The 13,065-nt window shown below is 40.6% G+C and carries 9 protein-coding genes; 5 read left to right on the top strand and 4 right to left on the bottom strand.

What is annotated here, in order from left to right; all coding sequences use genetic code 11:
- Positions 1-41 precede the first annotated feature (41 nt).
- Both rpsB and NWP25_RS09975 read right to left on the bottom strand, forming a co-directional pair.
- On the bottom strand, positions 42-830 hold the full coding sequence (gene rpsB / locus NWP25_RS09980; RefSeq protein ID WP_280651396.1) for a 30S ribosomal protein S2: 789 nt from the start codon (positions 828-830) through the stop codon (positions 42-44).
- 350 nt (positions 831-1,180) lie between these two features.
- On the bottom strand, positions 1,181-2,140 hold the full coding sequence (locus tag NWP25_RS09975) for a glycosyltransferase family 2 protein (protein WP_280687832.1): 960 nt from the start codon (positions 2,138-2,140) through the stop codon (positions 1,181-1,183).
- Between the two features lie 634 nt (positions 2,141-2,774).
- On the opposite strand from NWP25_RS09975, the gene NWP25_RS09970 reads away from it, so the two are divergent.
- The 4 genes from NWP25_RS09970 to NWP25_RS09955 all read left to right on the top strand — a co-directional run bounded on the left by NWP25_RS09970 (position 2,775) and on the right by NWP25_RS09955 (position 10,633).
- Entirely contained in the window at positions 2,775-4,919 is a 2,145-nt protein-coding gene (locus tag NWP25_RS09970) for a PhoX family protein (protein WP_280699299.1), read from the top strand.
- A 980-nt stretch (positions 4,920-5,899) separates the two neighbouring features.
- Positions 5,900-6,328, top strand: a complete 429-nt coding sequence (locus NWP25_RS09965; protein ID WP_280699298.1) for a hypothetical protein — start codon at positions 5,900-5,902, stop codon at positions 6,326-6,328.
- Between the two features lie 390 nt (positions 6,329-6,718).
- The gene (locus NWP25_RS09960; protein WP_280699296.1) at positions 6,719-9,217 is read left to right on the top strand and encodes a hypothetical protein; all 2,499 of its coding nucleotides are present in this window, start codon (positions 6,719-6,721) and stop codon (positions 9,215-9,217) included.
- Positions 9,218-9,430: 213 nt separating this feature from the next.
- The gene (locus NWP25_RS09955) at positions 9,431-10,633 is read left to right on the top strand and encodes an argininosuccinate synthase (protein WP_280651401.1); all 1,203 of its coding nucleotides are present in this window, start codon (positions 9,431-9,433) and stop codon (positions 10,631-10,633) included.
- A 67-nt stretch (positions 10,634-10,700) separates the two neighbouring features.
- Here the strand turns inward: NWP25_RS09955 and NWP25_RS09950 are convergent, their stop codons facing one another.
- Positions 10,701-11,330, bottom strand: a complete 630-nt coding sequence (locus NWP25_RS09950) for a DedA family protein (protein WP_280651402.1) — start codon at positions 11,328-11,330, stop codon at positions 10,701-10,703.
- A gap of 530 nt (positions 11,331-11,860) precedes the next feature.
- On the opposite strand from NWP25_RS09950, the gene NWP25_RS09945 reads away from it, so the two are divergent.
- Positions 11,861-12,208, top strand: a complete 348-nt coding sequence (locus tag NWP25_RS09945) for an STAS domain-containing protein (protein WP_280651403.1) — start codon at positions 11,861-11,863, stop codon at positions 12,206-12,208.
- Between the two features lie 207 nt (positions 12,209-12,415).
- On the opposite strand, the gene NWP25_RS09940 is transcribed toward NWP25_RS09945, so the two are convergent.
- Complete coding sequence (locus NWP25_RS09940) at positions 12,416-12,937, bottom strand: Npun_F5560 family protein (RefSeq protein ID WP_280651404.1); 522 nt, start codon at positions 12,935-12,937, stop codon at positions 12,416-12,418.
- Positions 12,938-13,065: the final 128 nt, after the last annotated feature.

Genomic DNA, 13,065 nt, shown 5'->3' with positions numbered 1-13,065 from the left:
TGAAGCGTGAGCTCTTTAGTCTCCATACTCAACGGTTCCACCTATTCATCCGAATTGGAATCATCAACGGACGCGTCTAAATCTTCATCTTCATCGTAATCATACTCAGTATCATCATAATCTTCCTCTTCGTCCTCAGCCTCCAATTGACCGTGACGACCTTCGTAAATCGCATCCGCCAGTTTGCCAACTATCAACTTAATCGATCTGATAGCATCATCATTGGCTGGAATGGGTATGTCTACTACATCTGGATCACAGTTTGTATCTAGCATAGACACAATTGGCAGTCCCAGTTTTTGGCATTCTTGAACTGCATTATATTCCCGCCGTTGGTCTACAATCACCACCACATCCGGGACTTTCCGCATATTCTTAATCCCACCCAGGTACTTTTGGAGCTTCACCATTTCTCGACGCAACATGGAAGCTTCTTTTTTCGGCAATAAATCCAATGCCCCGCTTTCTTCCCGTCGTTCCAAATCTTTCAGGCGATCCGCTCTGGTCTTAATGGTAGCCCAATTAGTCAGCATTCCACCCAACCAACGCTGGTTAATGTAGTGAGAACCACAACGTGCAGCTTCTTGGGCTATGATCCCAGCCGCTTGGCGCTTCGTACCAACAAAGAGGAATTTTTTACCTTGCTCAGACTGCGATCGCATATAGGCATAAGCATTTTCCATTAACTGGGCAGTTTGCACCAAATCAATGATATGTACGCCATTGCGCGCAGTATAAATATACTGAGACATTTTTGGGTTCCAACGTCGGGTTTGATGCCCGAAGTGTACCCCAGACTCCATCATTTGAGCCAATGAAACTACTGGCATATTTTTTTACTCCAATTCGGGTTAATCCTCCACCCAGTTGTATTTCCTCATTAGGAAACACCCGAATTACTGGATGTGCGAGATTAGACAACTTTTCTAGTATATCACAACAAATTTCACCCCGCAAAACTTGAGATGATATATTTCTTCTCAGAAATGTTGACTGTTGACTGTCCAAGTTATGGGTCGGTGATACAAAACTTGAGCAATTAATGACTCTATTCCTAATAGACAATGAACTTTATCTGGGTAAAACGCAAAAATTGTAAATTTTTATTCCATGGTTTAACACTTCTGCGAGCAACCACATACATTCAAGTCTCTGGTCAAATACAACAATTAATTATCAATTAACTTAGCTGCTTATAAAAAGAATAAACTCCCTGGACATTGTACCAGTTCAGGAAAATGCGAGCAACTTCCAACGCCAACTGCGGTTTACCTGAATTAATCAGCCATTGCAACAAGGGAGCCATTGTCCGCTCATTAAGTGCGCCATTGAGTGAGAGAATACCCCAAAGTAAACGATGCAACCAAGTCATTTGAATCATCATTCGCACCTCCCAACAGGGATGCTTTTGATAAAACAAAACACCCATGCGACCCCGTTGAATTTCTTTGTCAATTAAACAGGGAATTTGTTCTAAGCTAAATGGTGGATGCCAGTGGTAGCCAACAGCTGCTGGACATTTAATTAGTTGCAGTCCCAGTTTTTTCAGTCTGACACCTAATTCTAAGTCTTCCCAGCCATAAAGTTGGAAACTGTTATCAAACAGCCCTGCTTTTTCCAGCCAATGTTTGGGTATAGCAACATTACCCGTGGCAAAAAAAGCTGCGGAAAAATCGGTGATTTTATAAGGCTCCGCCGTGGGGTCATCAAAATTACAAGTGTTGATAACCGCACCATAGGTGAAAAAGCCATCCCCACCCAACTTTTTCCGTCCCTGTACCAAGGCCTCTCCATGAGCTTCCAGGAAATTGTTCAGCACCACCAAATCACTATCGATAAAGATAATTATCTGTCCCAGTGCTTTCTCTACTCCCAAATTACGAGCAGCAGCAGGCCCCGCGTGGTCTTGCTCAAACCATCGCACGTGGGGAAATTCTTCCTCATGTGCCACCAGCCACTCTAAGGTGCCATCAGTAGAACCATCATCTACCAAGACAATTTCGTAGTCAGTTACTGAACTTGATACCCTCAACTTCTGCACCTCCAAAGCCCGGAGGCACTTTTCTAAAATCGGCTGGCGATTGTAAGTTGGTATAACAACACTGAAAAACACAGTCTCACCCACAACAATATTACCCATCTCCAGAATAGGACAACAGAAGGCTGAACACTGTTCCTGATCTAAATTTGGTCACCAAATAGGTAAAAAGGCTGACAGTACCAGGTGAATAAAGACCGTTCAGCTTACCCAGATAAAGTTCATTGTCTCTTAAGAACAGAGTCATTAATTGCTCAAATTTTGTATCACCCACGCACAACTTGAACAGTCAACAGTCAACAGTCAACATTTCTCGTTGTTTTCAAAATAACTTAAATAATTTATTGAAAATAAATTTTATTAAACACTAGCAAAAATCAGTATACAAAACCTGCAATAGCCACTTAAAAAAGATTTAGTCCAGATATAAATGAGAAAATATACTCTTAAAAGTCAAAGATTTATAGCAATAAATACCATTTAAGCAAAAAAAATATCCGTAGATAAATTGAAATTAATCAATATATAACCTGATATTAATACTTTTTACTTAAATTGAAATTGACTTAATAATTTTTACCTGCGTGAGCAATAACGGTCAGCCTCAACCTGATATTAACTACAGGGAAGTGGCTGTAGAAGAATTAAGAAAATTTTCTTGAGTTAGGATATTGCTCCTGTCAGTCAAAAATTCACTAGATAGCAACTTTCTAAACACTAAACGGAGTACCTATAAATGAAAGGTCGCCTTCATCCGAAGAACAATATAACCCTTAATCCATCAAGTAACGAATCAATTCTTGACGTAATTGGCCGCGTAGGTATGAAGCGCAGACGCTTCGTAATGACGGCTGTAGGTGCTTCAGCAGCAACTGTATTGGGAGATTTTACCATCAGTGGCTTAGTTCAAACTGTGGCTGCAGCTACGGTTCCCCCAGGACTGGGATTTGGTGGTATGGGCTTCGAGTCTGTTCCGCCAAATCGGCTCAACCCAGCCACGGGAGTACTAGAGAAGAATCTTGTCACTGTTCCCCAAGGCTACAAAGCCGAAGTATTAGTTGCTTGGGGAGATCCCATCATGCCCGGTGCCCCTAACTGGTTACCAGACGCTTCCCAGGATGCTGCTGCACAGGAACAACAATTCGGGATGAACAATGATGGTATGCACTTTTTCCCTGTTCCTGGATTGCAGTTTTTCTCTCAGTCATCCAGAAGCAGAAGAGCTAAGGAACCCTCAAGATACAATCGGGGCATACTCTGCGTCAATCATGAGTACACCCAAGAACAGTTTCTTCATCCCGACGGTTTGACTGAAGTAACAATTCAGAAAGTACGTAAATCTCAAGCTGCTCACGGCGTATCTGTCCTTGAGATATCCAAAGATAGATTTCGTAATCACTGGAGTGTAAATCGCGATTCTCAGTATGGTCGTCGCATCACAGTTAACACGGAAATGCAAATTTCTGGGCCTGTTGCAGGTAGTGCGTTTGTGAAGTCCAAGAAATTTGATATCACACCCGAAGGTTCCTTTGAAATCGGGGTAAACGACGGCTACACCGCTTATGGTACACTCAACAACTGCGCCCACGGTTACACTCCCTGGGGTACTTACCTAACTTGTGAAGAAAACTGGAACGGCTACTTTGGCTACCTTGGTGATCCCCAAGGACCCACAGAACCAGAAGTTAGATCACAACAAAACCGATACGGTGTTTCTGCAACAGGTTTCGGTTATCGCTGGCATGAAGTTGATCCACGTTTTGATGCCAGCACCAATCCCCTTGAGCCTAATTTGTTTGGCTGGGTAGTGGAGATTGACCCCTACGACCCCGAAAGTAAACCCGTTAAGCGCACTGCCCTGGGTCGCTCTAAGCACGAAAGCGTTCAATATGTCCTCGATGACAACAACCGTCTAGGTTTGTACATGGGTGATGACGAGCGCAACGAATATATCTATAAGTTTGTTTGCTCTCAACCCTTTAATCCCAGAGTTCGTAATGCTAACCGTAACTTACTGGACAACGGTACCTTGTACGTTGCTAAGTTCAACGACAACGGCACCGGCGAGTGGCTACCTTTAGTCTACGGTCAGAATGGTTTAACACCAGAAAACGGTTTTAACAGCCAAGCTGAGGTGTTAATTAAAACAAGACAAGCTGCGGATAGAGTGGGCGCAACCATGATGGATCGTCCCGAATGGACTGCTGTGCGTCCTCGTATTGGCGGATTCAATGAAATTGAAGTCTACTGTACCTTGACCAACAACAGTCGTCGCGGAACAACACCAGCATCTGTGAACGCCGTTGACGGTTCCACCAGAGGTGGTAGCGCACGTCCTCCTGTTGATGGTGCTAACCCACGCCGAGATAACCGTTACGGTCACATCATTCGTTGGCGTGAAACTGGACGCACAGTCACAGCTACCACCTTCGATTGGGATATTTTTGTTGAGTGTGGTGACAAACTCGATGCCGATGCAAATCATAAAGGCAATATTAACGGTGACGACCTTGGCGCACCAGATGGTCTTTGGTTTGACGAGTTCGGCCGTCTCTGGATTCAAACCGACCAAGCGGGGGATGGTCTTGGTGACTGGCAAAACATTGGTGGTAACTCTATGTCCTGTGCCAACCCCAACAATCCCAAAGAAATTAAACGCTTCCTTACCAGTCCAACCGACTGCGAGGTAACAGGTGTAATCACTACCCCAGATGGTAGAACCATGTTTGTCAACATCCAGCATCCAAATGATGGTGGAACCACTGAAAATCCCACCTTGCGTGGTAACTGGCCTCACGATCAAGGTTATGGTCCTTCTGGTCGTCCACGTTCTGGAGTAGTGATGATTACCCGTGAAGACGGTGGTATTATTGGCGCTTAATTCTCCATGTGCTAGTTAATAACCATACATCACCTGTCATTATTTGTCGTTGTCTGTGTTTAACCTCGAAAATTCAAGTAATTTTCCTATCCAATAACTTGTAAGTAAAGACCCTTGACTTCCTGAAAAAAAGTTGGGGGTCTTTTTATTCACAGGGGAATTTTAACTATTTCTTATTCTTTATTTTACCTTTTATTAAACTTTGCAAAAAACACATCTTGTATCTTTAAATATCAGAAGTATTAAATCCTGCAATAAAACTTTAAAATTTTTGCCTTTTACCCAGATAAAGTTCATTGTCTATTAAGAATAAAGTCATTAATTGCTTTGTATCACTGACGCACAACTTGGACAGTCAACAGTCAACATTTAATATCCCTTAGTCTTTATAAATTATTTATACATTTTCAACTTAAATTGCTTTTAAAAACCCTCGAGTTTTTAATACCTATACTAACCAGATAAATGCTGTAGAGAACAATGACAGTTTCTCTAATAAAAAACCACAAATACAACTATTTTTTCGGTAAATCATTTTTAAATTAATTGGGAAACAATACCTGGCTAAGAAAAGCATTGATTTAGTCAAGTTTAATTTGAGTTAGTAAAAATTTAAGAAATTCCGTTTATTTTTACTTTAAGATAAAGTTAAGAATATATATTTTTACCATCAAAAAACGGTTATTTCAAATTAATTTTGAACCGCTTGACTAAGTAATTGTTTTTAAGTAATATAACCCTGTTACAAGATTTACGCACTGCAAGTTTTAATCTAAACTTAATCTGATTATTGTTGGATTATAATGTTTTTCAATTCAGATTCAGATACTTAAGAGTGTCCACACCTAAAAGTCAACAGTATGTGTTGATAGTCTTATTGGAGCTAACAGTAACTGAAATATTGAAATTCATCCCAGCACAGATATGGAAATGCGTAGATCACCAGTACATTGAAGTTTCAATAATAGGAATGCAAGTCTATGAAATTCAACAAAAAATTAGCGATCGCATTAGTTGCAGTTTCCGCTAGTGTATTTGGCTTCGGTTCTGTAGCTTCTGCAGGTGATGGCGGTGTTGCGGGAGCTGTAGCAGTTACCCTTGACGCAGATGGTTCAGTAACCGAAATGGCTGCAGCAGGAGCTGTAGGTAAAAATGATGCAGCCGCCAAAGCTACTAGCAATGCGGGTCTTGTCTCCGCTGCTGCTTTAGGAAGCGCTGGAGTAATTGAATTAATCAGCGATAGTGGATCTTATGTATTCGAAACTGCTGACCAATTTGAAGAAGAAATTTACAACAATGTCACTATCACAGGTAGTGAAGACCCTGCTTTAGAAACTGAGCAAGCTAACTTTATTGGTACCTCCACACAGACACTAATCCCCATCGGATCTGTTGAAACTGGGTTTTAGATTTTGTATTGTTGAAAAATCCGTCGGAGCATCTGGTGCAGTGTAAACTGAGCCACACCTAATGTCCGACCTGATAATCTTCAGATGGTTTTCAACCTACATTTTTATGTTTATTGGTTAGAGACATGGTTAGCGTGTGTCTCTACCACATTTCATCAAGTAATCAATCACATACAGCATATTTCGTTCCTATAAAGTACAAATCATAATCATGAAACCTTTGTGGGCTGCGCATACTGCCCGCCAATAGTGTACCTGACTACACCGCAAAGTGGTGTAATTTTTGTAAGTTAAAAATACTCCAAATACTCCAAATACTCCAAATAAAATTTACGAAACAATACATAGTAAGTCTGATTTAACCAGGTACTTATTGCAGGTTTGTCATAAATGTTTAACATAACTCTTCCCTACAAAAACTTCAACCTCGTATTTGTATTCTTATTAAGTTCAACAACAATATTCTTTGCTAAACCAGCAGGTGCGGAGATATATGCAAACAAATGGAAAATAGAAAACCAAATTAACCATAGCCAATTAAAATTATCCGCAACCCCTGAATTAGAAAAAAGCGCTTATGTTTTAGCAGATGCTTCTGCATTAATTGCTAATGTGCGAGCTAAGAGGATTTTACCAACATCTGGCTCTAATTTGATTCAAAAAACACAAGTAACAGATTTATCCACAACTAATTCTCACCTACCATCTTGTCCCCCCGGCAACACTGGAGAACCAGAATTTACCACAGTCAACGATTTAGCAAAAACTAATCCTCAAGTTCAGTCTTGTATTCCCAAGACAATTAGTCAAGTACAGTCTAATATTAAGCAATTAGATCCACTAGACCTACCACCAGGATTACAGCTTGAAGTCGACGAGTTAAATATTGACCAAAAATCACCAACAGAAAAACCACCCCAAGCTGAAGAATATATTATTCCTCCTAGAATTGCTGACGATAAAAAAATCCGTACTCCCATAACTACTATTCCAGTAAATGGTGTATTAATTAATCATTTGACCGAAAGAAAATTAAGTGTAGGTACTAACTTTGGTAATACCCGAAATACAGACTTTGACATTAACGGAGTTATCAAAATCAACGGACAAATCCAAGAGAACCTAACAAAAAATAATGTTTTAACCCTAGACCAAAAAGCAGAATATTTACAACTGCAAACCCTGAGAAAAAGCAGAGAAGTTACTGTTGATTTTAAAGAACCCCAAACCATACTCGGCACAAAAATCCAACTAAGCATGACAGCTTCATGTCTTTTTCCCGGTAGTACTCCAGATCAAGTATGTACATATACTCCCGGTTTAAAATTTAGTGAGATAAACCCCGACACCCTAACACCTACTCGCATCGTCCAAACTGCAAAAGTAGGTGATGTTGTACAACCAGAAACATTAGCCGCCATTAGGCAACCAGGATTTCAATCTGGAGTTAATGGCCAAGAAATTGGTATAGATTTGTTATTACCAAATATAGGTTCATTTGTTGGCAATAGTCATGGCAATAAAACATCTATTGACAGAATAGAAGAAATAGAAAATACACCCGCAACAACTTATTATCGAGTTAGGCAAATTGTCAAACTTAATGACCGAGAAGCTGTTATTGGTCGGACAGTCCAGGGATTTAATTTCATTTTAAATGATGATAACACTGTACTGAATACAGCTTTGCAAGTGGCATATAGTTTTCTGCCCGACATAATACCTGATATTGCTGATTCAGAAAATAAACTCACCTCAAGTAGTAAAAATAATTCCCTTTCACCTGAGAATGGTGGTAAACCTTTGACCAATGGTTTTAAGCCTAATGTTAACAGCAATTTGTTTTTAGCGGCTAATAATGTCAGACTTCCTGCCCATAGTTTGACTGCTTATCATGGGGGATTTGGCAGAGCGGAAAATATGCCACAAACAGCCACAGGTTTACAACAAGTACCTGCTGCTACATTTAACAGTATTTGGTTGGGGGCATCACGGGTTATTGAACGCAAGTCCAATGCTAGTAGTCGTTTTCAACAAATTGGCCCCCAGACAGTGGCAGCCGGGGGTGGTGGAGAAGGAGGGTATGATTCTAATGTAAGTTTTTTTTCTAGCGTTAACAATCAAAATTTTTCCACCTTCAATTTAGACAACTTTTACACTCAGGTTTACACCACTAACTTAAATCAAGAAGTTTATGATGTCACAACTAACAAATACCGAGAAGAAATAAAATATGCGCCACATGTAAGTTTCACGGGAAATTTCACCGCCACAGACCAAGCCACCAGATATTATACAGGTGTGATAGGTGCAGAAGAAATTAAAGCTTACGGAGGCTTAGATTTTAAGAAAAGAACCCCCGACAGATGGACTTTTTCTGGAGGTGTAATCGCTTATGTTAATCCAGATATTGATTACTACAGTCAAGCAAGCGGTAGTGTCGCTAAAGTTATACCCTTCAGTCGCAATAGTAATTTAGTCATATCCAGTGGAGTTAATTATGCTTTTGACCGAGAAACTCGCCCCAATGACTTTGTGAATTCAATCACACTTGCAGCGAGGGCCAATATCAGTGATTTTTGGTTTGGTATAACTAACTATTTTGGGGATGTTTTACCCGATTCCATTGAGAATATTCTGGTTACAGGTGTTGGTATTCGATTTAGCAAGAATTTCGCATTATCAGCCTACTATAATCCTATCAATGAAAACCCTGCTCGTTCTGTCTATGGTGTGGCAGGGCAATTGAAATTTGGCACAAATCAGGACAGTCCCATACTTAACTTATCCTGGAATAATAATCAGTACGACTATGGCAGAGATAAAGATAACAACGAATTAAATATCAACGAGAATATATTCAGCGTATTTTTAAGGGGCAATTTTTAAATCAGGTTTTCAACCCACATATCCAGAAGTGTTGAATCCTGCAATAAAAATTTACAATTTTTGCGTTTTACCCAGATATAGAGTCATTAATTGCTCAAATTTTGTATCACCGACCCACAACTTGGACAGTCAACAGTCAACAGTCAACATTTCTGCCACATATCATATAATAATGACTCATTCATTGTTTTCCTAACTGGAGAAATCAAACCAATGGGTCGCGCTAAAAAGGTTGTCTTGGCATATTCTGGGGGAGTGGATACCTCTGTTTGTATTCCCTACCTAAAAAATGAGTGGGGTGTAGAAGAAGTAATTACCCTCGCGGCGGATTTAGGTCAAGGAGATGAATTAGAGCCAATCCGAAAAAAAGCCCTGAAATCCGGTGCAAGTGAGTCCTTAGTGGCTGACGTTAAAGAAAGTTTTGTTAAAGATTATGCCTTTGCCGCCGTTCAAGCAAATGCCCTTTACGAAAATCGATATCCCTTGGGAACAGCCCTGGCTCGTCCGTTGATTGCCAAGATATTAGTGGAAGTTGCCCATGAATACGGGGCCGATGCCATAGCTCACGGCTGCACAGGTAAAGGTAATGACCAGGTTCGCTTTGATGTAGCCTGTGCCGCTTTGAATCCCAACCTTAAGATCCTTGCACCAGCCAGAGAGTGGGGTATGAGTCGAGAGGAAACCATCGCTTACGGAGAGAAATTTGGTATCCCCTCACCAGTAAAGAAATCTTCCCCCTACAGTATTGATAAAAACCTACTTGGTCGTAGTATTGAAGCCGGTGTACTGGAAGATCCAACAGTTGAACCGCCAGAAGAAATCTACGAAATGACCAAGGCCATGGCTGATACCCCTAGTCAACCAGAGTATATTGAAATTGGTTTTACACGAGGTATTCCCACCAGCCTTAACGGCACAGCCAAAAACCCTGTTGAGCTAATTCAACAACTCAATCAGGTAACAGGAAATCATGGTATTGGGCGGATCGACATGATAGAAAACCGCTTAGTAGGTATCAAATCCCGGGAAATTTACGAATCACCCGGAATGTTAGTGTTAATTCAGGCACACCGTGATTTAGAAAGCCTGACTTTAACAGCAGATGTTACCCACTACAAGCGAGGTATAGAAGAAACTTACACCCAAATTGTTTATAACGGTCTTTGGTACAGTCCACTGAAAACTGCACTCGATGCTTTTATCCAAACCACACAAGAACGAGTTTCGGGAACTGTACGAGTAAAACTTTTTAAAGGTAACGCCACTGTAGTTGGGCGTTGGAGTGACCATTCACTCTATAGCCCAGATTTGGCAACCTACGGATCCGAAGATCAATTTGACCACAAAGCTGCTGAAGGCTTTATTTACGTTTGGGGATTACCAACTCGTATTTGGGCGGTGCAAAGTAGAAGTTAAAAAGTGACCAGTGGGGAGTGGGGCTTTTCTTGCCACCCTGCACCCCTCAATATTACGATGTTTGTTTCTACTCACCTGTCACCCGGTTGACTTGGCGGGATTCTAACCAGATGGGTATAGCAATCAACGCAACAAGGATTAGTAAAGCCACCATGGCAAACTTACTTACCCAGTCCACCAGTTGTTCTAGGGAAACAACTTTGCCGGCAAAGAAAGCTAATGTTACCATCACACTACCCCAGAGTGTTGCCCCCAACAGGTTGTATAAAAAGAATTTTCTAAAAGGCATTTCAGCTATACCAGCTAGTGGTGCTGCAAAAATTCGCAGCAATGGGAAAAAACGCCCAAAAAACACAGCTTTAGTGGCATTTTCACTAAATTGGTCTTTAATATTCAACAATCGTTCATCGGAAATGCGAAATAGTTTACCTACTTGTACCAAGAAAGGCCAACCGCCAAATTTACCAATCCAATAGCCGCAAGCACCACCAATAACAGCACCTACCACCGCATCACTCAGAACCAACCAATAGTTTAGTTCTTTGCTACCAGCTAAAAATCCGCCCACCAAAGTCACTGTTTCACCAGGAAGAGGAATGCCCAAATTTTCTAATAAAATTCCCAAAAAAACTGCCCAGTAGCCATACTGGTGAGCAAACTCCTGGATGTTTTCTAGTGAAATCAGATCAAGAGACATCCCGCACCGCCTTTACAATTTTTTACCTTTCATATATCTTGGCTTTTCTCTGGCTAGGGTGTCAATCAATCCGCCCCCAGGAGTGCATTGCAGGGCTGTGCCGTGATTCAGAAACAAATAAATCGTTAATTGACCAATAACTGACTAAAACCCTTGATTTTGGCTTTTTTCTTCTCTACTTATCCAGATATTGAAAACTCAATATTTATCAGCTCCTTACCACAAATTCACAATTAATGCTACACTGTTTAGTATTTCTTATATAAAAATCATAAATATCCAGAAAACATATAAAAATATCTTAAAAGGTACTTTTGATACTGAAATTATGGATCTGTTATGCATATATTTAAAAAAGTTAACATAAATTTTACAGCATAAACACTGTACTAGATGGATCCAACATGACTGCTCTAACTTCCTGAGTTTGGAAATCAAACACAGATGTTATTTACACTGCGATTGACAGTGAAGCAGTATTGATGTCAAATTTCTCTTTTGTTACGTCTTCCAATTACTTGGTTAAATTCATGACTATCTCACAAGATCAAGTGGTTTTATTTAAGCCCCACGGCACTATAGACTTGCAGGGTGGAATGGCTTTTAGCACAGAGATGCTTAAGGTAACACCCCAACCTCATCAAGTCTGGGTTATTGATCTGTCAGAAGTAGATTTCATGGACAGTTCAGGATTGGTCCCTTTAATTAACGGACTAACATTAGCACGTAAAAATGGTTGTCGTTTAGTTTTATGTAACGTACAACCCCCGGTTAGATTAATATTGGAGCTCACACAACTCGACTCAGTGTTTGAAATTTTTGATACTTACGAGAATATTTTTACCCACACCAATGAGAACAACTTAGTGGTTGCATAATTTACTTAATTTCGCTATGGCATACTGAACTAAGTTCCAGCAGGTGCAGTGGGAGAACAGCAAATCAGGTAAAAGCAAATTTTGTTCACTTGCAATCCAAACTGCACCACGTAAAAATTTCACCTTACTCCTAAAAAAAATCCACCACTTCCAAAGAGGTAAGTGGTTTATTATTGTCCGAATTGTTGCAAATTATTAATATTCTTACTATGGCCGGGGAAAGTTGGGTAAATCAATAGCACTGTGGCTAGCCCTGCGAGTTCTTAAAGCCAAACTGTAACTCACACTTTGCAATTCTGCATGAAGTTGGCGATTTTCTCGTTGTAATGTTGCTACTTTTTGTCTGACCGGAGCTATACCCTCCTGGAACTTACGACGGTAAATTTGAGGTAATTCTTGTACAACTTCCTCCAACATCCGACTTTGCTCCGTGAGTTCTTGCACTGATTGTCGCAGTTGATAAATTTCACTATTACGAGAAGTAATTTGTTCTTGGTAGAACACTACTTGCCGTTCAATTGCTTGCAATTGTTCTTGCAATGCTTGTAACTGACTCGGATCATATTCAGGTTGAAGCCCCAGGGGTATAAATTTACTATTGCTTTTTACAAGTCGGAAGAGTTCTCGACATAGCTCCTGGACTAATTGATCACGAAGCTGCAACTCTTGGCGCAGCTGCGATACCTCGGTGGAGAGGGCTTGAATGTCGGGCGTGTCAGTTTGGCTCACAGTGGCTTACAGCTCCCATTGACGAATCCTTGTCCAATTTTAGCTAGGTATAACTGCGGTGTAGTGCCTTGAGAAAGTACTTATTAATTGAGTATTGCCAACTCAAGCCAAAAAAAACAGATGGTAAA

This window comes from Umezakia ovalisporum Ak1311 (assembly GCF_029891685.1).
Lineage (GTDB): Bacteria > Cyanobacteriota > Cyanobacteriia > Cyanobacteriales > Nostocaceae > Umezakia > Umezakia ovalisporum.
This window is presented reverse-complemented; position numbering and strand designations above follow the sequence as displayed.

Bases quoted from the DNA above. Each gene is read 5' to 3' on its own strand.
- rpsB (WP_280651396.1), bottom strand. From the start codon at position 830: ATGCCAGTAGTTTCATTGGCTCAAATGATGGAGTCTGGGGTACACTTC.
- NWP25_RS09975 (WP_280687832.1), bottom strand. From the start codon at position 2,140: ATGGGTAATATTGTTGTGGGTGAGACTGTGTTTTTCAGTGTTGTTATA.
- NWP25_RS09970 (WP_280699299.1), top strand. From the start codon at position 2,775: ATGAAAGGTCGCCTTCATCCGAAGAACAATATAACCCTTAATCCATCA.
- NWP25_RS09965 (WP_280699298.1), top strand. From the start codon at position 5,900: ATGAAATTCAACAAAAAATTAGCGATCGCATTAGTTGCAGTTTCCGCT.
- NWP25_RS09960 (WP_280699296.1), top strand. From the start codon at position 6,719: ATGTTTAACATAACTCTTCCCTACAAAAACTTCAACCTCGTATTTGTA.
- NWP25_RS09955 (WP_280651401.1), top strand. From the start codon at position 9,431: ATGGGTCGCGCTAAAAAGGTTGTCTTGGCATATTCTGGGGGAGTGGAT.
- NWP25_RS09950 (WP_280651402.1), bottom strand. From the start codon at position 11,330: ATGTCTCTTGATCTGATTTCACTAGAAAACATCCAGGAGTTTGCTCAC.
- NWP25_RS09945 (WP_280651403.1), top strand. From the start codon at position 11,861: ATGACTATCTCACAAGATCAAGTGGTTTTATTTAAGCCCCACGGCACT.